The organism is Brevundimonas sp. LF-1 (assembly GCF_037055305.1).
GTDB lineage: Bacteria > Pseudomonadota > Alphaproteobacteria > Caulobacterales > Caulobacteraceae > Brevundimonas > Brevundimonas sanguinis.
Genome location: NZ_CP146349.1, coordinates 1,040,570 through 1,062,500, shown reverse-complemented (window position 1 = coordinate 1,062,500; position 21,931 = coordinate 1,040,570). Strand labels below are relative to the sequence as shown.

The following is a 21,931-nucleotide window of genomic DNA, read 5'->3' as shown; positions in this document are numbered from 1 at the left end:
GATTTCAACACCATCGTCGTCACCGACGGCATCTCGATGGGCACCGCGGGGATGAAGGCCTCCCTGATCAGTCGCGAAGTCGTCGCTGATTCCATCGAACTGGCCATCGAGGGCCATCAGCTGGACGGCGTCGTCTGCATCGTCGGCTGCGACAAGACGATTCCCGCCGCAGCCATGGCTCTGGCCCGGATGGATATCCCCGGCCTGGTCTATTACGGCGGCACCATCCTGCCCGGCGTGATCGGGACAAAGGAAGTCTCAGTCCAAGAAGTCTTCGAGGCCATCGGCGCCCACGCCGCCGGTTCGCTGGACGATGCGGGCCTGAAGGCGGTCGAGAGCGCGGTCTGCCCTGGCGCCGGCGCTTGCGGCGGTCAGTTCACGGCCAACACCATGGCCATGGCCCTGTCGATGATGGGCGTCAGCCCCATGGGCGCCAATGACGTGCCCGCCGTCGATCCGGCCAAGGGCGCGGAAGGCGAACGCTGCGGCCGCCTGATCGTCGAGCGCGTTTTCGCCGGAGATACAGCGCGCAAATACATCACCAAGGCCAGCCTGAAGAACGCGGCCATCGCCGTCTCCGCCTCAGGCGGATCGACCAACGCCGTCATGCACCTGACCGCCATTGCGGCCGAGGCGGGCGTCGATTTCGGCGTCGAGGACTGCCACCAGGCCTGCGTCGAGGCGCCGGTCATCTGCGACCTGAAACCGGGCGGCCGTTTCCTGGCTTCTCACCTGTATGCGGCGGGGGCACCCGCCTGGTCGCCCAGCGTCTGGCCGAGGCGGGCAAGATCGCCAACGTCCCGACCGTCTCGGGCCGCAGCCTGTTCGCCGAAGCGGGCGACGCCGAGGAGCAGCCCGGCCAGCAGGTCGTCACCACCTTCGACGCCCCCGTCATGGCGCGCGGCTCCTACGCCGTCATCTATGGCGATGTCGCCCCCGAAGGCGCCGTCATCAAACTGACCGGCCACAAGGTCGACCGCTTTGAAGGCCCGGCCGCCGTGTTCGACTGCGAGGAAGACGCCTTCCACGCGGTGCAGGACGGATCTGTCGGCGAAGGCGACGTCATCATCATCCGCTACGAAGGCCCCAAGGGCGGGCCCGGCATGCGCGAGATGCTGCAGGTCACCGCCGCCCTGAAGGGCCGCAAGATCGAGAACGTCGCCCTGCTGACCGACGGTCGCTTCTCGGGCTCCTACGGCTTCGTCGCCGGCCACGTCTCGCCCGAAGCGGCGGCGGGCGGCCCGATAGCTCTCATTCGCGATGGCGATCCGATCGTCATCGACGTCACCAACCGAAGGATCGACGTGCTCGTCGATCTGGAGGCGCGCCGGGCGGACTTCGCCCCCAACCGGGTCCGTCCGGCGCGAGGCGTTTTCGCGAAATACCGCGCCGCCGTCGCCTCCGCCTCGCAAGGGGCTGTGACCATTCCCAATCCGCCGCCGGCCCAAACGGCTGCGACCTATTCCAACGCCCCCATTTCTGAGGACGCCTGAACCATGGCCATCACCATCTACACCAACGACGACATCAAGCCGGGCGCCATCGCCGGCCAGCGCATCGCCGTCATCGGCTATGGCTCGCAGGGTCGCGCCCACGCCCAGAACCTGAAGGACTCGGGCCATGACGTCGTCGTCGGCGTTCGCCAGGGCGGCACAGGCTGGAAGCACGCCACCGCCGACGGCGTCCCCACCGCTGAACCGGCAGAGGCCGTTCGCGGCGCCGACATCATCGCCATCCTGACCCCGGACATGATCCAGAACGAGGTCTATCGCGACATCATCGAGCCGAACGCCAAGCCAGGCGCCGCCCTGCTGTTCGCGCACGGCTTCTCGATCATCTACGACCGCATCACGCCGCGCGACGACATGGACGTCATTCTGGTGGCGCCCAAGGGGCCGGGCGATCTGGTCCGTCGCGAGTTCGCGCGCGGCCGGGGCGTGCCCAGCCTGTTCGCCATCGAGAAGGACGCGACCGGCAAGGCGCGCGACCGCGCCATGGGCTACGCCAAGGAATCGGCGGCGCGACCGGCGGCCTGCTTGAGACCTCGTTCCGCGAAGAGACCGAGACCGACCTGTTCGGCGAACAGGCCGTCCTGTGCGGCGGCGCCAAGGAGTTGGTCATCCAGGGCTTCAACACCCTGGTCGAGGCCGGCTACCAGCCCGAGATCGCCTATTTCGAATGCCTGCACGAGCTGAAGCTGATCGTGGACCTGTTCTACGAAGGGGGCATCTCCAAGATGCACCACTTCATCTCGGAAACGGCCAAATGGGGCGCTGTCGCCTCTGGCCCGCGCGTCATCACCGATGAGACCCGCGCCCGCATGAAGACCATTCTGGACGAGATCCAGAGCGGCCAGTTCGCGCGCGAATGGATCGCCGAGAACGAGGCGGGCAAGCCGAAATACGAGGCCCTGCTGACTGAGGACCGCGCCAGCCAGATCGAACAGGTCGGCGCCCGTCTGCGCGACCGCATGGCCTGGCTGCAGACGGCCAAACAGGCCGCCGCCTGAACCTCTATATATATAAAGAGAGACTGAACCGATGAGCGCCGCCGCGCCCGCCCTGAAAACACCCCCGCCCCGGCCGTCATGACCGGCGCGCGCCTGCTTGTCTCCAGCCTGGAGCGGATGGGCGTAGAGGTGGTGTTCGGCTACCCCGGCGGCGCCATCATGCCGATCTACGACGCCCTGACGGGCTCGTCGCTGAAGCACATACTGGTCCGCCACGAACAGGCCGCCGCCTTCGCCGCCGACGCCTATGCGCGGCTGAGCGGCCGGGTCGGGGTCTGTATGGCGACCTCGGGCCCCGGCGCCACCAATCTGATCACCGGCATCGCCAACGCGATGATGGATTCGGCGCCGATGGTCTGCATCACGGGCAATGTCCCGCAAGGGATCATGGGCACCGACGCCTTTCAGGAGATCGACATCCTGGGCGTCACCCTGCCGATCGTGAAACACTCCATCCTGGTCCGTGACGCCGCCGAGATCCCGGCCGCCATCGAACAGGCCTTCCACATCGCCGCCTCCGGCCGCCCCGGCCCGGTGCTGGTCGATCTGCCCAAGGACGTGCAGTTCGCCGAAACGGTCGCCCCGTTCGGCTTCAACATTCCCAATGAGACGGCCGCCGCCGATCCCGACGCCATCGCCGAGGCCGAGCGCTTCATCCGCGCCGCTGAACGCCCGCTGATCTACATCGGCGGCGGGGTGAAGATCGGCCGCGCGACCGAAGCCTTGCGCGCCTTCGCCGAGACCACCGGCATCCCCGCCGTCGCCACTCTGAACGCCCTGGGCACGATGCCGACCGACGCCCCCGGCTTCCTGGGGATGCTGGGGATGCACGGGACGCGCGCGGCCAATGAGGCGGTTCAGGCGTCCGACCTGCTGATCGTCATGGGCGCCCGCTTCGACGACCGCGCCACCGGCAAGCTGGCCGAGTTCGCCCCCCACGCCCGCGTGGTCCATTTCGACGCCGACGCCTCGGAGATCGGCAAGCTGCGCGAGACCCACGTCGCCGTCGGCGGCGAGATCCGCCCGGCCATCCAAGCCCTGACCGCGCGCATGGCGACGGCGCCGCTGACCATTGACCCGTGGGTCATCCGTTGCGCCTCGGCGGCCGAGCGTCACGCCGCCCGCTATGACGCTCCGGGCGAAGGCGTCTACGCCCCGGCTCTGCTGAAGCAGCTGTCCGAAATGGCGGGCGACCGCTTCGTCGCCGCCTGCGACGTCGGCCAGCATCAGATGTGGGCCGCCCAGCACTGCCGCTTCGCCCGGCCTGAAGCCCACATCACCTCGGGCGGTCTGGGAGCGATGGGCTTCGGCCTGCCTGCCGGTCTGGGCGCCCAGATGGCCGATCCCGAGGCGGTCGTCGTCACCATCGCCGGCGACGGTGGCTTCATGATGAACGTCCAGGAGCTGGCGACCCTGCGCCGCTACGGCGTGCCGCTGAAGATCGTCCTGTTGGACAATTCCTCGCTGGGTCTGGTGCGCCAGTGGCAGGAGCTGTTCTTCGAAGAGAACTATTCCGAGATCGACCTGTCCGACAATCCGGACTTCGTGAAGGTGGCCGAGGCCTTCGGCGTCGAAGCCTTCCGCATCGACCGCCGCGACCAGGTCGAGGCCGGTCTGGCCCGCCTGCTGGCCGCCGAGGGCGCCTGTCTGGCCCACGTCGTCATCGACTCCAAGGAAAACGTCTGGCCGCTGGTGCCGCCGGGCAAGAGCAACGCTGAAATGATGGAAGGCGCATGATCATGAGCGACACCATTCACATCCAGATCGACCGGGCCGACGGCTCGCTTCAGCGTCTCATCGGCCTGGTGGAGCGCCGGGGCTTCCACATCGACGGCATGAGCATGGCCCCCGATTCTGAAATCGAAGGCGCGATGCGCCGCATCGCTCTGACCGTTCGCGGGCGCGACGCCGCCCGCTCCATCGACACCCTGGGCCGCCAGATCGACCGCCTGATCGGCGTCGCGCGCATCCAGGCCCAAACCTTCCAGTCCGAGGCTGCGTAATGTCCCGAGTAGAACGCGTATCCAGAACCGCCGAAATCGCGGCGTCCGATCCCAACCGCGTCATCATCTTCGACACCACCCTGCGCGACGGCGAGCAAGCCCCCGGCTTCTCCATGTCGGCCGAGGCCAAGCTGAAGATGGCCCATGTCCTGCGCGACCTGGGCGTGGACGTGATCGAGGCGGGCTTCGCCGCCGCCTCGCCGGGCGACGAGGAATGCATCCGACGCGTCTGCGGCGAGATCGAGGGACCGGTCTTCGCCTCGCTGAACCGCGCCAACGAGAAGGACATCGACGCCTCGTTCCGGGCTCTGTCGCCGGCGCCGAAGTCGCATCGCCGCTGCCACGTCTTCCTGGCCACCAGCCCGATCCACCGCTCGGCCAAGCTGCGGATGAGCACCAACGAGGTGCTGGCCACCATCTCGCGCACGGTGGAATACGCCGCCTCGATGTTCGACGACGTGGAGTTCTCGGCCGAGGACGCCTTCCGCACGGAACCCGAGTTCCTGGCCGAGGCCCTGATGGCCGCCGCCGACGCGGGCGCCCAGACGCTGAACGTGCCCGACACCGTCGGCTACGCCACGCCCGAGGAATCGCGCGAACGCTTCGCCTATCTGGACGGGATCATCCGACCGCGCCACGCGGACGTGATCTTCTCCTCCCACGCCCACAACGACCTGGGTCTGGCCGTGGCCAACTCCCTGGCCGCCGTCGAGGGCGGGGCGCGTCAGATCGAGGGCGCGATCAACGGCATCGGCGAACGCGCCGGCAACGCCTCGATCGAGGAAATCATCATGGCCCTGCGCACCCGCGCCGACCGCTATGGCGTCAGCGTATCCGCCGAAAGCCGCCACCTGGTGCGCGCCTCGGAGACCCTGCGCGAGGTGACCGAGACGGTCATCGCCCGCAACAAGGCCATCGTCGGCCTGAACGCCTTCGCCCACGAGGCCGGGATCCACCAGCACGGCATGATGGCCGACGCCCGCACCTACGAAATCATGCGTCCCGAGGACGTTGGTTTCGAGGGCAGCTACTTCGTGCTGGGCAAGCATTCCGGCCGCCACGCGGTCGGCAAGCGGGCCGAAGCCCTGGGTCACGTGCTGGAGGGCCAGCGCCTGGCCGACGTCTTCGCTGGCTTCAAACAACGCGCCGATCAGATCGGCGAAATCAATGACGCGGAGCTGACCGCCATTATCGCGGCCGTGACGGCTGCTGGCGCCTCCGCACAGATGGACAAGACCTATGCAACCGCTGGCTAAGAATATCTGGATCAACGGCGACCTGACGCCTTGGGCCGACGCCAAGATCCACGTCATGAGCCACGCCCTGCACTACGGCACCTCGGTGTTCGAAGGCATCCGCGTCTATGACACCCCGAACGGGCCGTGCGGCTTCCGCCTGACCGACCACGTGCGTCGCCTGTTCGACAGCGCGCGCATCTATCACTTCCCCTGCCCTTCACCGAGGACGAGCTGGTCCAGGCCTGCAAGGACGTGGTCCGTTCCGAGGGCCTGCGTTCGGCCTATCTGCGACCCCTGGCCTTCCTGGGCGAGTGCGGGATGGGCGTGTCCCCGTCGCCTGAGAACATCCGCACCGACGTCATGATCTCGGCCTTCCCCTGGGGCGCCTACTTGGGCGAGGAAGCTCTGGAGAAGGGCGTCGACGCCTGCATCTCCAGCTGGAACCGCGTCGCGCCCAACACCATCCCCTCGGGCGCCAAGGCGGGCGGCAACTATCTGTCCGGCTATCTGATCGGCCGCGAGGCCGCGTGCGCGGCTTCGGCGAAGGCATCGCCCTGGGCGCCGACGGGCTGCTGTCCGAAGGCGCAGGTGAGAACCTGTTCATCGTCAAGGACGGGGTGCTGATGACCCCGCCCGCCGCCGCCTCCATCCTGCAGGGCATCACCCGCGACAGCGTGATGAAGCTGGCGCGCGGCCTGGGCTACGAAGCCCGCGAACAGATCCTGCCACGCGAGGCCCTCTACGTCGCCGACGAGGTCTTCATGACCGGCACCGCCGCCGAGATCACCCCCGTCCGCTCCATCGACGGCATCCCCACCCGCGCCAACGGTCCCGGCCCGATCACCAAGGCGGTCAACAAGGCCTTCCGCGGCCTGTTCGACGGCACGACGCCCGACCGCTTCGGCTGGCTGGAGCCCATCGGCGAGGCGGCGGCCGCCCCGGCCAAGGAGCGCGTGCATGAGCCTGCCTAAGACCCAGCCCAAGACCCTGTATCAGAAGGTGTGGGACCGGCACGTCGTCGTGCCGGAAACCGCCGAGACTCCGGGCGTCATGTATGTGGACCTGCATCTGGTCCACGAAGTCACCTCGCCTCAGGCCTTTTCCGAGATCGCGGCGCGCGGACTGAAGGTCCGCCGTCCCGACCGCACCTTCGCCACCCTGGACCACTCGACCCCCACCCTGCCCGCCGGGCCCGACGGTCAGCTGCCCTATGTCACCGAACAGGCGCGCAGACAGGTCGAGACGCTGGAGGTCAACTGCGCCCGCCACGGCATCGAACTGGCGGGCTGGGGCTCGGATCAGCGCGGCGTCGTTCACGTCATGGGACCGGAGTTGGGACTGACCCAGCCGGGCATGACGGTCGTCTGCGGCGACAGCCATACCGCGACCCACGGGGCCTTCGGCGCCCTGGCCTTCGGCATCGGCACCTCGGAAGTCGGTCACGTGCTGGCGACCCAGTGCCTGCTGCAGCGCCGGGCCAAATCCATGCGGGTGACGGTCGACGGGCGCTTGCGCCCCGGCGTGTCCGGCAAGGACGTGGCGCTGGCCGTCATCGCCGCCATCGGCTTCGGCGGCGGCACCGGCTACGTCATTGAATATGCGGGCGAGGCCGTGCGCGCGCTGGACATGGAGGGGCGCATGACCCTGTGCAACATGTCCATCGAGGCGGGCGCGCGCGCAGGCATGATCGCCCCCGACCAGACGACCATCGACTGGCTGCGCGGCCGTCGCCATGTCCCCGCCGACTATGAGGCCGCCGCAGCCGACTGGCTGAGTCTGGCCTCGGACCCCGACGCGGTCTTCGACAAGGAGGTCGTGCTGGACGGCGCCGCCATCCGCCCGATGGCGACCTGGGGCACCACGCCCGACGCCGGCCCCCGTCGGCGCGCCGGTGCCGCAGCCGCGCTCGGCCTCGGACCAGAAGGCCATCGACTATATGGGCTTCACGGCCGGCGAGGCGACCACCGGCCACAAGGTCGATGTCGTCTTCATCGGCAGTTGCACCAACGGCCGCCTGCCCGACCTGCGCGCCGCCGCCGACGTCCTGCGCGGCCGCAAGGTCCAGCCGGGCGTGCGGATGCTGGTCGTCCCCGGCTCCGAGGCCGTGCGCCGCGACGCCGAGGCCGAAGGTCTGGACCAGGTCTTCATCGCCGCCGGCGCCGAATGGCGCATCCCCGGCTGCTCCATGTGCATCGCCATGAACGGAGACTTCGTCGCGCCCGGCCAACTGGCCGTCTCGACCTCCAACCGCAATTCGAGGGCCGTCAGGGCAAGGGCGCCCGCACCATCCTGGCCAGCCCCGCCACCGCCGCCGCCAGCGCCGTGGCTGGCGTGCTGACCGACCCGCGCGCCTATCTGGAGGCCCCCATCCATGCCTGAGGCTTTCAAAGTTCTGACGTCGAAGACCCTGACGCTGAGTCAGGCCAACATCGACACCGACCAGATCATCCCCGCGCGCTTCCTGACCACCACGACGCGCGAAGGTCTGGGCGCCCAGGCCTTCTATGACTGGCGCTATGAGGCCGACGGGTCGCCCAAGCCGGAATCGGTGCTGAACCGCATCGACCCGACCGAGCACCGCATTTTGCTGGCGGGGCCGAACTTCGCCTGCGGCTCTTCGCGCGAGCACGCGCCCTGGGCCCTGCTCGACTACGGCTTCCGGGCGGTGATCTCGACCGAGATCGCCGACATCTTCACCTCCAACGCCCTGAAGAACGGCTTTTTGCCCATCGTCGTCGATCAGGCCGTCTGGGACGATCTGGCCGCCCACCCGGAGCAGCCGGTGACGATTGATCTGGACGCCAATGAGATCCGGCGCGGCAACGCCCCGGCCGGGCCGTTCAAGGTCGAGTCCTTCGCCCGCCAGTGCCTGCTGGACGGCGTCGACGCCCTCGGCTGGCTTCAGTCGAAACTGCCTTACGTCGCCTCCTACGAACGCCTGCGCCAAGACACCTATCAGCCGGAGACCGCCTGATGACCGCCCATGACACGCCCGCCGCCGCCCGCACCTTCAACATCGTCGTCCTGCCCGGCGACGGCGTCGGGCCGGAGGTGACCCTGGCCGCCCAGCGGGTGCTGACCTGCATCGGCGATATCTACGGCCATCGCTTCGACTTCACCGAACACCTGATCGGCGGCGCCGCCATCGACGCCGTCGGCGAGTCCCTGCCGGAAGAGACCAAGGCCGCCTGCATCGCCTCGGACGCCGTGCTGCTGGGCGCCGTCGGCGGGCCCAAGTGGGACGGCGCCCCGGTGCGCCCCGAACAAGGTCTGCTGGCCATCCGCAAGGCGATGGGCCTGTACGCCAACCTGCGCCCGCTGCAGGTCTCGCCGGTGCTGGCCCACCGCTCGCCGCTGAAGAAGGAGATCGTCGAGGGCGTCGATCTGATCGTCTTCCGCGAACTGACCAGCGGCGTCTATTTCGGCGAGCGCACCCGGACTGAAACCTCGGCCTCGGACCTGTGCGTCTATACGGTCGAGGAGATCGAGCGCGTCGCCCGCGCCGCCTTCCAGGCCGCCGAGCAGCGGCGCGGCAAGGTCACCTCGGTCGACAAGGCCAACGTCATGGAGACCAGCCGCCTGTGGCGCGAGGTCGTCACCCGCATCCATGCCGAGGAATATCCGCAGATCACCCTGGAGCACGCCCTGGTCGACTCCATGGCCATGCACCTGATCCGCAAGCCGCGCGACTATGACGTCATCCTGACCGAGAACATGTTCGGCGACATCCTGTCGGACGAGATTTCGGTGCTGGGCGGCTCCATCGGCCTGCTGCCCTCGGCGTCGCTGGGCGCCAATGGACCCGGCCTGTTCGAACCGATCCATGGCTCGGCGCCGGACATCGCCGGACAGGACCTGGCCAACCCGGTCGGCATGGTGCTGTCGGCCGCCATGATGCTGCGCCACAGCTTCCAGCTGGAGGATGAGGCCGATTCCATCGAGGCGGCGGTCGCGGCCGTCCTGGCCTCGGGCGCCGTCACCGCCGATCTGGGCGGGGCGCTGGGCACGGTCTCGGCCACCCGCGCCATTGTCGACGCCATCCGGGCCATCCACTGGGCGGCGGCGCGTCATGTGCCGATGCACTGGGCCTGACGGTCTAGAGCGTTTGAACCACGAGAGGCGGGCGTCAGCCCGCCTCTTTTCACGTCAGCCGTCCACCAGTCCCTGCAGGGCGTCGGCCATGCGCCCGGCCAGAGAGGCCTTCTGCGCCTCGTCCAGGTTGGAGAAACCGTCCGACAGCTCCCGGCTAATGGCCATGCCCATGATCAGCCCCGCCGCCAGACGCGCCCGGACCGGGGCGTCCTCACCGCCGATCCACTGGGTCAGGGGCTCGAAGAAGCGGCTGTTGGTGGTGTGCTGCACCACGTCCATCGCCTTGGACGAACCGATGGAGCGCAGCAAAATCAAGAGGCCTCGCATGCGGCCGCTGCCGTCGTCCGGCGCGCAGGCCGCAGCCTCGCCATAGACGATCTCTCGCGCCAGGCGCTGGCCGAAGTCGTCGCGCGGCCCATCCATCAGATCGCGCCCGTTCTTGCAGCTGTCCAAGACGGCCACGAACAGATCTTCCTTGGAGCCGAAGTATCGGCTGATCAGCGCCGCATCGACGCCGACGTCGCGCGCCACGTCGCGCATGCCGACGTCATCATAGCTTTCAGCGCAAAAGCGTTCGCGCGCCGCTTCCAGGATGGCCTGGCGGGTGGCGTTGGCGTTACGCGGCCGGGGAACGTCGCAAAGGACCAATTGGTCGCACTCCAATAAACCTTACGGACTATATGGCCTTGTCATCAGGCGTTGACAAGCGAAGCAATCAGCGTCTTTAAGTCAGCCGGTGTTGACTGGACGCCTCCTCCCCAATGAGCGCACAGTCCTGTGGATAAAAAACGACTCCCAAGGAGAATGCGCCGATGCGCACGGTGAAGATCGCGGCCGCGTCCGTCATGATGGCGGCCGCCCTCTATGGCTGTTCCAAGGGCCAGGAGGCGCCCGCCCAGGGCGCGCCCCCGTCACGGTGGCCACGCCCCTGTCGCAACAGGTAGTTGACTGGGACGAGTTCACCGGTCGCTTCGAAGCGACCCGCTCCGTCGATGTGCGCGCTCGCGTGGGCGGCTACATCCAGTCCGTCCACTTCAAGGACGGCGACTTCGTGCGCCAAGGCCAACTGCTGTTCACCCTGGATCCGCGCCCGGCCCAGGCCGCCCTGGCCGCCGCCCGCGCCCAGCTGGCTCAGGGCCAGGCCCAGTTAACGCTGGCCCGCACGGAACTGGCCCGCGCCGAAGGCCTACTGGCCTCGCAGGCCGTGTCCCAGGCCGAGGTCGACGCCAAGCGCGGCGCTGTCCAGACCGCCGAGGCCGCCATGGCCGCCGCCAACGCCGCCATCCGCGCGCGTCAGCTGGACGTCGAGTTCACCCGCGTCACCGCTCCCATCTCGGGCCGCGTGTCCGACCGCCGGGTCGACCCCGGCAACCTGATCGGCGGCGGCTCTTCGGCCGGCGACGTGCTGACCACCATCGTCTCGTCGTCGCCGATCTACTTCGTCTTCGACGGCTCCGAGGCCCTGGCGCTGAAGTATCAGCGCGACGCCCGCAACGGGTCGGCCCCGATCCGCATCCGCCTGCAGGACGAGACCGCCTATGACCGCACCGGAACGCTGGACTTCACCGACAACGCCATCGACGCGTCATCGGGCACCATCCGCCTGCGCGCCGTGGTCCAGAACGCCGACGGCTTCCTGAAGCCGGGCATGTTCGGCCACGCCCAACTGGCCGGCTCGGGCGGTTACGCCGCCATGCTGGTGCCTGACGCCGCCGTCGTCACCGATGGTCCCCGCAAGGTGGTCTATGTCGTCGCCAAGGACGGCACGGTCGGCGCCAAGCCGGTCCAGCTGGGACCGATCGCCAACGGCCTGCGTGTCGTGCGCACGGGCCTGACGCCCGACGACCGCGTCATCATCAACGGCCTTCAGCGCGCCCGTCCGGGCCAGAAGGTCACCGCCCAGAACGGAACCATCAAGGCCGAGGAAGCCAAGGCCGACGCCCCCGTGACCTCGGCCCCCGTCGCCTCGTCCGCCACCTTCGTCGCCAGCGCCGGCTGAGGAGGAGGCTCACGGGCCGGAACCTGATTCATGAACATCTCCCGCTTCTTCATCGACCGACCGATCTTCGCGATCGTGATTTCGGTCTTCATCACCCTGGTCGGCGCCTTCGCCATGCCGATGCTGCCGTTGGCGCAGTATCCGGACATCGCCCCGCCGACGATCAGCGTCAGCGCCTCCTACGCGGGCGCCTCGGCTGAGACCCTGTCCGAAACGGTCGCCGCGCCGCTCGAGCAAGAGATCAACGGCGTCGAGAACATGCTCTACATGACCTCGTCGTCCACCTCGGACGGCCGGGTCAGCGTGACCGTGACCTTCCAGCCGGGCACCGACCTCGACACCGCCCAGGTGCTGGTTCAGAACCGGGTCGCCCTGGCCGAGCCGCGCCTGCCGGCGCAGGTCCGTCAGGTCGGCGTCATCGTCAACAAGGAGTCGACCGGCTTCCTGATGCTGGCCTCGCTGACGTCCGACGATCCGGGCATCGACAGCGACTATCTGGGCAATATGGCCCAGTCGACCATCCGCGACCGCCTGCTGCGCATCGACGGCGTCGGCGGCGTCCAGGTCTTCGGCGGCGGCAACTACGCCATGCGCATCTGGATCGATCCGGCCAAGGCGGCCGCGCGCGACCTGACCGCGCCCGAGATCATCGCCGCCCTGCAAGCCCAGAACGTCCAGGCCGCGGGCGGGTCGATCGGCCAGCCCCCTTCCCGACCAACGCCGCCGCCTTCGAGCTGCCGGTTCAGGTCGAGGGCCGTCTGGCGGCCCCCGAAGAGTTCGGAAAGGTGGTGCTCAAGACCGACGCCCAAGGCCGCGTGACCCGCGTCAGCGATATCGCCCGCGTCGAACTCGGCTCGGAAATCTACGGCGTCGAAGGCTATTTCAACGGCCAGCGCGGCGTCGGCGTCGCCATCATCCAGCAGCCCGGCTCCAACGCCCTGTCGACGGCCAACAAGGTCATCGCCGAGTTGGACGCCATCAAGGCCGACTTCCCGCCGGGCGTGAAATACGCCATCCCCTATAACCCGACGGAATATGTCGCCGCCTCGGTCTCGGCCGTGGAACACGTGCTGATCGAAGCCGTCTTCCTGGTGATGATCGTCATCCTGGTCTTCCTGCAGACCTGGCGCGCGGCCATCATCCCGATCCTGGCCATCCCGGTCGCCCTGGTCGGCACCTTCGCGGTGCAGCTGGCGCTGGGCTATTCGATCAACTCCCTGTCGCTGTTCGCCCTGGTTCTGGCCGTCGGCATCGTCGTCGACGACGCCATCATCGTGGTCGAGAACGTCGAGCGCTACATCCGCGAGGGCCTGACCCCCAAGGAAGCCGCCTATCGGTCGATGCAGGAAGTGTCGGGCGCCCTGGTCGCCATCTCCCTGGTGCTGACCTCGGTGTTCGTGCCGACCGCCTTCGTGCCCGGCATCCCCGGCATCTTCTTCCGCCAGTTCGCCGTCACCATCGCCTCGGCGACGCTGATCTCCCTGCTGGTGTCGTTGACGCTGTCTCCCGCCCTGTCGGCCCTGCTGCTCAAGCCGCACAAGGACCACGACGAGAGCCGCAAGCCGGGCCTGATCGGCACGGTCGCCTATTACCTCGGCTGGGCCGGGGCCAAGTTCAACGAAGGCTTCGACTGGGTGTCGGACCGCTACGGCCGCCTGACGGCCCGGCTGATCCGCATGGTCACGGTCATGCTGCTCATCTACGCCGCCCTGCTGGCCCTGACCGGCTGGCGCATGGCCGACACGCCGACCGGCTTCATCCCGGCGCAGGATCAGGGCATTCTGATCGGCGTCGTGCAGTTGCCGCCGGGCGCCTCGCTGGAACGCACCAAGGCGGCCATGAACAAGGCGGTCGAGATCGTCCGCAAATCCGACGGCGTTCAGGAAGTCACCGCCTTCGCCGGTCTGGACGGCTCCAGCTTCTCCATGTCGTCCAACGCCGCGACCATGTTCATCAAGCTGAACGACTACGACCAGCGCACCACCCCCGCCCTGGAGGCCTCGGCCCTGGCCGGCGCGCTCAGCGGCGCGACCGGCGTCATCGAGGAAGCCAGCATCTTCATGCTGTCGCCCCCGCCCGTTCAGGGTCTGGGCACCGGCTCGGGCTTCAAGATGATGATCCAGGACCGCTCGGGTTCGGGCTTCAAGGCTCTGGAGGGCGCGACCTTCGCCATGATGGGCGCCGCCGCCCAGATGCCGGACGAGGTCCAGCAGGTGTTCAGCCTCTACAACACCGGCTCGCCGCGCATCGCCGCCAGCGTCGATCGCGACAAGGCTCTGCTGATGGGAGTCCAGCCGTCGACCGTGTTCAGCACCCTGGGCACCTACCTCGGCTCGACCTACGTCAACGACTTCAACTTCCTGGGCCGCACCTTCCGCGTCACCGCCCAGGCCGAGCCCGCCTATCGCGACGAGCTGGCCGACATCGCCAACCTGAAGGTCCGTTCGGCCTCTGGCGGCATGGTGCCGATCGGTTCGGTGGCCACCCTGGCCGATGATTCCGGCCCCTCGCGCGTGGTCCGCTACAACCTGTTCCCGGCTTCGGAACTGCAGGGTGAAGCGGCGCCGGGCGTGTCTACCGGCGACGCCATCGCCGCGATGGAGGAACTGGCGGCCAAGACCCTGCCCGAGGGCTTCGGCTACGAATGGACCGAACTGGCCCTGCAGGAGAAGGCGGCGGCCGGCGGCTCGACCATCATCTTCCTGATGGCGGTGGTGTTCGTCTTCCTGGTGCTGGCCGCCAACTATGAGGCCTTCACCCTGCCGCTGGCGGTCATCCTGATCGTGCCCATGTGTATCCTGGCGGCCATCCTGGGGGTGAACCTGCATGGTCTGGACAACAACATCCTGACCCAGGTCGGTCTGGTGGTCCTGATCGCCCTGGCCGCCAAGAACGCCATCCTGATCGTGGAGTTCGCCAAACAGGCCGAGGACAACGAAGGCCTCGACCGCTGGCAGGCCGCTGTTCAGGCCGCCCGTCAGCGCCTGCGTCCGATCCTGATGACCTCGTTCGCCTTCATCTTCGGCGTGCTGCCTCTGGCCATCGCCTCGGGCCCCGGCTCGGAGATGCAGAACGCGCTGGGCATCGCGGTCGTCTATGGAATGCTGGGGGTGACCTTCTTCGGTCTGATCTTCACCCCGGTCTTCTATGTCATCTGTCGCTGGATGGCGGGCAAGCTGCCCAAGGCGCCGGGCAAGCAGCGCGAGCTGCCCACCAGCTTCGGCTCCACGCCGCACGACCCCTTTGACCCCGACGGCCCGGAACCGGCCCCCGCCGCTCCGCGCCAGGGAGATGCGTAAAATGAACGGCAAACTCCGCACTCTGCTGACCGCCGCGGGGTCGGCCGCCCTGCTCGCCGCCTGCGCGGTGGGCCCCAAGGCGCCGCTCCCGACGATCCCGGCCGAAGGCCAGGGCGCCTTCATCGGCTCGCAATCCGCCGCGGTTTCGACCGAGGCGGCCCGCGACGACTGGTGGCGGCTGTATCAGGACCCGACGCTGGACGGTCTGATCCAGCAGGCCCTGACCGAGAACAACGAGCTGGAGGCGGCCGCGGCCAATCTGCGCGCCGTCCGCGCCTCGCTGTCCGAAGCCCGCTCGGGCCGGTTCCCGACCACGACCACCTCGGCCGCGTACAACCGCAGCCGCGCCTCGACCGACACCGTGCCGACCGCCAACGGCGCCAAGCTGCCGGAAGTCGACACCTATGACGTCGGTCTGGACGTGGCCTATGAGATCGACCTGTTCGGCCGAGTGGAGTCCTCGATCCGCGCCGCGCGGGGCGACGTGGCCGCCGCCGCCGCCGCGCTGGAGGTCGTGCGGGTGACCGTCGCGGCCGAAACGGCCCGGGCCTACGCCGACACCTGCTCGGCCAACGCCCAGATCGCCGTCGCCGAGCGGACGATCAACCTGCAAGCCCAGACCGTCGACCTGACCCAGCGCCTGCTGGACGGGGGCGCCGGCAACGGCCTGGACGTGGCCCGCGCCCGCGCCGCCCTGGAACAGACCCGCGCCAGCCTGCCGCCCCTGCGGGCGGCGCGCGACGGCGCCCTGTTCCGTCTGGCGACGCTGACCGGCCGCACCCCCACCGAGGCCAGCGAGGCGGCCCGCGCCTGCCAGTCGCCGCCGCAACTGTCGCAGCCGATCCCGGTCGGCGACGGCGCCGCCCTTCTGGCGCGTCGTCCCGACGTGCGTCAGGCGGAAGCCCGCTTGTCGGCCGCCGCCGCCCGCGTCAACGTCGCCACCGCCGGCCTTTATCCCAGCATCCGTCTGGGCGGGTCGCTGGGCTCGACGGCGCTCGACGCCTCGGACCTGGGCGAGAGCGCCAATATGCGCTTCAGCGTCGGCCCGTTGATCTCCTGGTCCTTCCCCAACGTCTGGGCGGCCCGGGCGCGGATCAAACAGGCGGGCGCCCAGTCGGACGCGGCCCTGGCGACCTTCGACCAGACCGTGCTGACGGCGCTGCAGGAGACCGAGACGGCGCTCAGCGCCTACGCCAACGAACTGGACCGCCGCACGGCCCTGCGCACCGCGCGGGATCAGGCGGCCAGGGCGGCGCGCCTGTCGCGCCTGCGCTTCGACGCGGGCGCCGACAGCTTCCTGACGGTGCTGGACGCCGAGCGGACCCTGGCCGGCGCCGACGCCGCCCTGGCCGCCTCGGAAGCCCAGGTCACCACCTACCAGATCGGCCTGTTCAAGGCCCTGGCGGGCGGGTGGGATCAGGCGCCCGATCCCGAAGCCTGACCTTCAGCCTCAAGCTGACACTGAGACGCCCGGCTGGTTCGCCCGCCGGGCGTTTTCTTTGCCGCTTCTTCCGTCACCCGCAACAACCATTGAATATTATTCATTATCGTCGCGATTTTTAACGGCTTAGTCGAATAATCCTCTCCACAATCTTGGCTCCGTCGAGGATCTTGCGGTAGGGAGACCGGGTGACCTCCTCCGCGCCTCTCCTTGAAGCCTCTCAGGGCGCCGCCTCCCCTGCCGCCGCCCTGGCCCAGGCGCGCCGGGTGGTGATCAAGATCGGCTCATCCCTGCTGTTCGACGCCGATCGACGCGCCGTCGCCGCCGACTGGCTGGCCAGCCTCGCCGCCGATATCGCCGACCTGCGCCGCCAGGGCCGCGACGTCATCGTCGTTTCCTCCGGCGCAGTGGCTCTGGGGCGCGGTCGGCTCAACCTCTCGCCCAGCCGTCTGCAGGACAAGCAGGCCGCCGCCGCGGTGGGTCAGTCCCTGCTGATGCACGCCTGGGAAGACGCGCTGGCGCCCCACGGCCTGATGGCGGGGCAGGTCCTGCTGACCCGCGACGACACCGAACGGCGCCGCCGCTGGCTGAACGGCCGCGCGACGCTCGAGGCCCTGCTGGCCCACGGCGTCGTCCCTGTGGTCAATGAGAACGACACCGTCGCCACCGAAGAAATCCGCTACGGCGACAACGACCGCCTCGCGGCCCGCGCGGCTCAACTCGGGCGGGCCGATCTGCTGGTCCTGCTGTCCGACGTGGACGGCCTCTACACCGCCGATCCGCGCCGCGATCCGGACGCCCGTCACCTTCCGCTGATCGAGCGCCTGACGCCCGACGTTCTGGCCATGGCCTCAGGCGCCAACGCCCAGGCCGGGCTCGGCACAGGCGGCATGGCGACCAAGCTGGCGGCGGCCCAGATCGCCGCCTCGGCCGGGTGCGCCACCGTCATCGCCTCGGGCCTGACCCCGCATCCGCTGAGGGCGGTGCTGGACGGCGCCCGCGCCAGCCTAATCCTGGCGCCCGCCACCCCTCTGGCCGCGTGGAAACAATGGATCGCCGGCAGCGTGGCGCCCGGCGGCGCCCTGACGCTCGACGCGGGCGCCGTCGCCGCCCTGCGTGCAGGGAAGAGCCTGCTGCCCTCCGGCGTCGTCGCCGTCAGCGGCGACTTCGGCAAGGGCGACAGCGTGCGCCTGACCGGGCCGGACGGCGCGCGACTGGGCGTCGGTCTGGCGTCCTATGCGGCCGATGAGATTGCCCTGATCCGCGGCCGCCACTCCGACGCGATCGAAAGCCTGCTGGGCTACCGCGGCCCCTCGGTCGTCATCCACCGCGACGATCTGATTCTGGAGGACCGATGAGCGACCTCGCCGCCGCCATGCTGGACATGATGATCGACATGGGTCGCCGCGCCCGCGCCGCCGCCGAGTCCTTCCGCGCCACGACGCCGGACGCCCGCACCGAGGCCCTGACCCGCCTCGCCAGGGCCTGCGCGCGGCTGAAGCCGGCATCCTGACCGCCAACGCCCGCGATGTGGCCCGCGCCCGCGACGCCGGCCTGTCCGAGGCCCTGATCGACCGCCTGGCCCTGACCCCCGCTCGCGTCGAGGGCATGGCGGTCGCCGTCGAGACCATCGCCGCCCAGCCCGATCCCGTCGGCGGTGAAATGGCGCGCTGGACCCCGGCCAACGGTCTGGACATCGCTCGCGTGCGCACCCCCATCGGCGTGCTGGCCGTCATCTATGAGAGCCGCCCGAACGTCACCGCCGACGCCGCCGCCCTGTGCCTGCGCTCGGGCAACGCCGCCATCTTGCGCTGCGGCTCGGACTGCCTGGAGTCGTCGCGCGCCATCGCCGCCGTGGTGCGCAGCGCCGTGACCGAGGCGGGCCTGCCCGTCGACGCGATCCAGCTGGTGCTCGTGCCCGACCGCGCGGCCGTGGGCGCCATTCTGGCTGGCCTCGACGGCGCCGTCGACCTGATCATCCCGCGCGGCGGCAAGAGCCTGGTCGCCCGCGTTCAAGCCGAGGCCAAGGCGCCGGTGCTGGGCCACCTTGAGGGCCTGTGCCACACCTATCTGGACGCTGGCGCTGATCTGGACGTCGCCCGCCGCGTGACCCTGAACGCCAAGATGCGCCGCGTCTCGGTGTGCGGCGCGACCGAAACTCTGCTGGTCGACCGTGCGGCGGCCGAGCGCCTGCTGCCCGCCGTGGCCGCCGACCTGACCGCCGCCGGATGCGAACTGCGCGGCGACGCCGAAGCGCGCGCCCTCGTCCCGGGCATGACCGAGGCGACGGAGGCGGACTGGACGACAGAATACCTGGCGCCGATCCTGTCGGTGCGCGTGGTGGGCGGCGTCGACGGCGCGCTCGACCACATCCGCCGATACGGCTCGGGCCACACCGAGGCCATCGTCACCACCGACGAAAAAGCCGCCGGACGCTTCGCCGAGGGCGTCGACAGCGCCATCGTCCTGATCAACGCCTCAACCCAGTTCGCCGACGGCGGCGAGTTCGGTTTCGGCGGCGAGATCGGCATCTCGACCTCAAAGCTGCACGCCCGCGGCCCCGTCGGGGCGGAGCAGCTGACGACCTACAAATATGTGGTGCGCGGCGAAGGGCAGACGCGGCCCTGAAACAAGCGCCACGCCTCTCCCTCCCCGTCCCGGGGAGGGTGGTTGAGCCCGTCAGGGCGAGGCCGGGTGGGGGCGGCAAGGCTATTCAGGCGCTGACACATCAGGCGCCGCGCCCTTATCGCCATGCCCTCCCCACTCGGTCGCTTCGCGACTACCCTCCCCATGAAGGGAGGGAGCGGCGTGGCGCCTATTTCCGCTCCGGGAGCGCATAAGCGATGACATAGTCCCCGCGCGGCGTCTCCATGAAGTGGTGCCCGCCGGCCATGATCACCAGATACTGCCGCCCGTTCTGCTCATAGATCATCGGATTGGCCTGACCGCCTGCCGGAAGAACGTCCGACCACACCGTCTTGCCCGTCTCGATGTCGATGGCGCGGATCAGATCGTCCGTCGCGGCGGCGATGAAGATCAGCCCGCCCGCCGTCACCGCCGAGCCGCCGTTGTTCGGCGTGCCGATCTCCAGCGGCAGCATGGAGGGAATGCCGAACGGTCCGTTCTTGCGCGCCGTGCCGAACGGACGATCCCACAGGGTGCGGCCGCTCTTCAGGTCGATGGCGCGCATCCCGCCATAGGGCGGCTGTTTGCACAGCAGGCCGGTGAACTTGACCCGCCAGCCCGCATTGACGTCGATGGCGTAGGGCACGCCCATCTGGGGATCGCCCGCGCCCTCGGCCTTGGACTTCGACAGATTGCCGCCGCGGTTGGCCGCCTCCTTCTCGCGCTCGATGTAGCGGGGATCGTCGCGCGGGAACCAGCCCAGCCGATCGGCCTCGGCGCGGGGCACCAGGCGGTTGTGATTGGGCATGTCGTTGTAGTTGGCGACGATGACGCCGCGCGCCGGATCGACCGCCACCCCGCCCCAGTCCGAACCGCCGTTATAGCCCGGATACTGGATCCAGTAGCGATCCGCCGTCGGCGGGGTGAAGTAGCCGTCGTAGGCCGCCTGACGGAACTGGATGCGGCAGACCATCTGATCGATCGGCGACATGCCCCACATGTCACGCTCGGTCAGGTCGGCCTTTCTCAGCGTGTGGAACAGGGAGAAGGGCTGGGTCGGGCTGCGCTGCGACGGCTCGACGCCGCCCTGCGGCACGCGGCGCTCCTCCACCTTGTGCAGCGGCTGGCCGGTGCGGCGGTCCAGAATGTAGAGGTCGCCCTGCTTGGACGGCAGGATCACCGCCGGAACCAGGGTCCCGTTGACCGGCATGTCGACCAGCGTCGCCTGCGAGCCCAGGTCGTAATCCCAGACGTCCTTCCTCACCGTCTGGAAGTGCCAGCGCGGCTTGCCCGTGGTCACGTCCAGCGCGACCAGCGAGGTCGAATATTCATTCTCCGCTGGCCGGCGCAACCCGGAATAGTAGTCGGCCGAGGAGTTGCCCATCGGCAGGAAAACCAGGCCGAGCGCCTCATCGGCTGTCGCCGTGGTCCACATGTTCGGCGTGCCCGGCGTATAGGTCTCGCCCTCGGCCGGCAGGGTCGTGATGTCCGGACGCATCATGTCCCAGGCGAAGCGCAGCTCGCCCGTCATGGCGTCGAAGCCCTGGATCACGCCCGAGGCGTTCCAGCGCTTCTGGCCGTCCAGCACCTGATGGCCGGTCACCACCACCCCGCGCACGATCACCGGCGCCGAGGTGATCGACACCATGCCCGGATAGGGGTCGCCCATGCCGTTCTTGATGCTGACCTCGCCGTTGGTTCCGAAACCGGCGCAGGGCGCGCCCGTGCGGGCGTCCACGGCCACCAGTCGTCCGTCCAGCGTGCCCTCGATGATGCGCGTCGCGCAGGGCTGGGCCGCATCGACATTCGGCGCGGCGTAATAGGTCACGCCCCGGCAGGCGGCGGTGTAGGGGATCTGATCGTCCGCGACCTTGGGATCATAGGTCCACTTCTGCTTGCCCGTCGCCGCATCGACCGCGAACAGCCGGTTACGGGCCGAGCATAGATAGAGGGTGTCGCCGATCTTCAGCGGGGTCGTCTCAGCGCCCCAGCGCTCATCGGGCAGGTCGCCCGTGCGGAAGCTCCAGGCCCGCTGCAAGCCCTTCACATTATCCTTGGTGATCTGGGTCAGCGGCGAATAGCGCTGGGCGCTGTCAGAGCCGCCCCAGGCGGGCCAGTCGGCGCCGACCTTCAGCATCGCCGGGTCGCCCGCGCCGCCGTTCGCAGCGCCGGGAACGGGGCTCAGCACCCTGGCCTTGTTGGCCTGAGCCACCACCACGCCGGAAATCAGGCCGAGGACGACAATGGCCGCCAGGCCGCTCAGCACCATCCGCCCCCCGCCCCCGTCGCGCTTCAACACCGGCAGACTGAGAACCACGGCGATCAGCAGCACCAACGGCGCCACGACGCGCGGCACCAAGGCCCAGCCGTTCAGCCCGACCTCCCACAGCGCCCAGACGACGGTGCCGATGAAGATGGCGACATAGAGCCAAGCGCCCAGGGGTCTAAGCAGGGCCAGAAGCCCCCGACACGATCATCAACAGGCCGACGATCAGATAATAGGCCGATCCGCCCAGCATGATCAGCTGCCCCCCGCCGATGGCCAGCGTCAGTCCGATCAGGGCGATGACCATGCCCAGAAGCCTTACCAGGACGCTGCCGAATCCGCGTCCGCGCTCGATGGATGGCATCTCGCCCCTCCTGTTCCCGCAGCTTGGCCTTGAAAGGACGCAATACGCGAACAGCCGCGACGTTCCGTCGCGCCCCATGAAGGCGACGCGTCTGG

The 21,931-nt window shown here is 69.0% G+C and carries 17 protein-coding genes and 4 pseudogenes (1 of these 21 only partly in view); 18 read left to right on the top strand and 3 right to left on the bottom strand.

All coding sequences use genetic code 11. From position 1 onward, the window contains the following. The 12 genes and pseudogenes from V8F63_RS05645 to leuB form a co-directional block, all read left to right on the top strand. A pseudogene (locus tag V8F63_RS05645) lies at positions 1 to 687 on the top strand (dihydroxy-acid dehydratase); its annotated part reaches 288 nt to the left of the window's first position; the annotation flags it as partial. Then, positions 591 to 1,493 (top strand): dihydroxy-acid dehydratase, encoded by a 903-nt coding sequence (locus V8F63_RS05640; protein WP_392355044.1) that lies wholly within the window; start codon positions 591 to 593, stop codon positions 1,491 to 1,493. The pseudogene V8F63_RS05645 and the gene V8F63_RS05640, both read left to right, overlap by 97 nt. A 3-nt stretch (positions 1,494 to 1,496) precedes the next feature. After that, positions 1,497 to 2,509: pseudogene (gene ilvC / locus V8F63_RS05635) on the top strand (ketol-acid reductoisomerase). 78 nt (positions 2,510 to 2,587) lie between these two features. Continuing rightward, complete coding sequence (gene ilvG, locus V8F63_RS05630) at positions 2,588 to 4,246, top strand: acetolactate synthase 2 catalytic subunit (protein ID WP_303682891.1); 1,659 nt, start codon at positions 2,588 to 2,590, stop codon at positions 4,244 to 4,246. A 2-nt stretch (positions 4,247 to 4,248) separates the two neighbouring features. Further along, on the top strand, positions 4,249 to 4,512 hold the full coding sequence (locus tag V8F63_RS05625) for an ACT domain-containing protein (protein WP_253123450.1): 264 nt from the start codon (positions 4,249 to 4,251) through the stop codon (positions 4,510 to 4,512). Then, entirely contained in the window at positions 4,512 to 5,768 is a 1,257-nt protein-coding gene (locus V8F63_RS05620) for a 2-isopropylmalate synthase (protein WP_392354747.1), read from the top strand. Before V8F63_RS05625 ends, V8F63_RS05620 begins: the two co-directional genes overlap by 1 nt. Then, positions 5,752 to 6,114, top strand: coding sequence for a hypothetical protein (locus V8F63_RS05615; protein ID WP_392354746.1), 363 nt, complete (start codon positions 5,752 to 5,754; stop codon positions 6,112 to 6,114). The genes V8F63_RS05620 and V8F63_RS05615 overlap by 17 nt, the downstream gene beginning before the upstream one ends. Beyond that, a complete protein-coding gene (locus V8F63_RS05610) occupies positions 6,003 to 6,374 on the top strand; it encodes a hypothetical protein (RefSeq protein WP_392354745.1) in 372 nt (123 codons plus the stop codon). The genes V8F63_RS05615 and V8F63_RS05610 overlap by 112 nt, the downstream gene beginning before the upstream one ends. Next, positions 6,278 to 6,721, top strand: coding sequence for an aminotransferase class IV (locus V8F63_RS05605; RefSeq protein WP_392354744.1), 444 nt, complete (start codon positions 6,278 to 6,280; stop codon positions 6,719 to 6,721). The genes V8F63_RS05610 and V8F63_RS05605 overlap by 97 nt, the downstream gene beginning before the upstream one ends. Then, positions 6,708 to 8,129 (top strand): annotated as a pseudogene (gene leuC / locus V8F63_RS05600) (3-isopropylmalate dehydratase large subunit). The gene V8F63_RS05605 and the pseudogene leuC overlap by 14 nt, the downstream one beginning before the upstream one ends. Then, positions 8,122 to 8,724 carry a 3-isopropylmalate dehydratase small subunit gene (leuD, locus tag V8F63_RS05595; protein WP_134582075.1) on the top strand — a complete coding sequence of 201 codons (603 nt, stop codon included), beginning with the start codon at positions 8,122 to 8,124 and terminating at the stop codon, positions 8,722 to 8,724. The pseudogene leuC and the gene leuD overlap by 8 nt, the downstream one beginning before the upstream one ends. Further along, complete coding sequence (gene leuB / locus V8F63_RS05590; RefSeq protein ID WP_392354743.1) at positions 8,724 to 9,842, top strand: 3-isopropylmalate dehydrogenase; 1,119 nt, start codon at positions 8,724 to 8,726, stop codon at positions 9,840 to 9,842. Before leuD ends, leuB begins: the two co-directional genes overlap by 1 nt. Positions 9,843 to 9,896: 54 nt before the next feature. On the opposite strand, the gene V8F63_RS05585 is transcribed toward leuB, so the two are convergent. Continuing rightward, on the bottom strand, positions 9,897 to 10,490 hold the full coding sequence (locus V8F63_RS05585; RefSeq protein WP_025976566.1) for a TetR/AcrR family transcriptional regulator: 594 nt from the start codon (positions 10,488 to 10,490) through the stop codon (positions 9,897 to 9,899). A 268-nt stretch (positions 10,491 to 10,758) separates the two neighbouring features. Between V8F63_RS05585 and V8F63_RS05580 the strand changes: the two genes are divergently transcribed. The 6 genes and pseudogenes from V8F63_RS05580 to V8F63_RS05555 all read left to right on the top strand — a co-directional run bounded on the left by V8F63_RS05580 (position 10,759) and on the right by V8F63_RS05555 (position 19,209). After that, positions 10,759 to 11,841, top strand: coding sequence for an efflux RND transporter periplasmic adaptor subunit (locus V8F63_RS05580; RefSeq protein WP_392354742.1), 1,083 nt, complete (start codon positions 10,759 to 10,761; stop codon positions 11,839 to 11,841). Between the two features lie 30 nt (positions 11,842 to 11,871). Next, positions 11,872 to 12,660 carry an efflux RND transporter permease subunit gene (locus V8F63_RS05575; RefSeq protein WP_392354741.1) on the top strand — a complete coding sequence of 263 codons (789 nt, stop codon included), beginning with the start codon at positions 11,872 to 11,874 and terminating at the stop codon, positions 12,658 to 12,660. After that, positions 12,627 to 15,140, top strand: a complete 2,514-nt coding sequence (locus tag V8F63_RS05570) for an efflux RND transporter permease subunit (RefSeq protein ID WP_392354740.1) — start codon at positions 12,627 to 12,629, stop codon at positions 15,138 to 15,140. The genes V8F63_RS05575 and V8F63_RS05570 overlap by 34 nt, the downstream gene beginning before the upstream one ends. A 1-nt stretch (position 15,141) precedes the next feature. Further along, positions 15,142 to 16,581 carry an efflux transporter outer membrane subunit gene (locus tag V8F63_RS05565; RefSeq protein ID WP_392354739.1) on the top strand — a complete coding sequence of 480 codons (1,440 nt, stop codon included), beginning with the start codon at positions 15,142 to 15,144 and terminating at the stop codon, positions 16,579 to 16,581. 248 nt (positions 16,582 to 16,829) lie between these two features. Then, positions 16,830 to 17,939, top strand: coding sequence for a glutamate 5-kinase (proB, locus tag V8F63_RS05560; protein ID WP_313633740.1), 1,110 nt, complete (start codon positions 16,830 to 16,832; stop codon positions 17,937 to 17,939). Continuing rightward, positions 17,936 to 19,209: pseudogene (locus V8F63_RS05555) on the top strand (glutamate-5-semialdehyde dehydrogenase). Before proB ends, V8F63_RS05555 begins: the two are co-directional and overlap by 4 nt. Positions 19,210 to 19,396: 187 nt before the next feature. Here the strand turns inward: V8F63_RS05555 and V8F63_RS05550 are convergent. Then, complete coding sequence (locus V8F63_RS05550; protein ID WP_392355043.1) at positions 19,397 to 21,616, bottom strand: membrane-bound PQQ-dependent dehydrogenase, glucose/quinate/shikimate family; 2,220 nt, start codon at positions 21,614 to 21,616, stop codon at positions 19,397 to 19,399. A gap of 34 nt (positions 21,617 to 21,650) precedes the next feature. Further along, the gene (locus V8F63_RS05545) at positions 21,651 to 21,836 is read right to left on the bottom strand and encodes a hypothetical protein (protein WP_392354738.1); all 186 of its coding nucleotides are present in this window, start codon (positions 21,834 to 21,836) and stop codon (positions 21,651 to 21,653) included. Between the last annotated feature and the right edge of the window lie 95 nt (positions 21,837 to 21,931).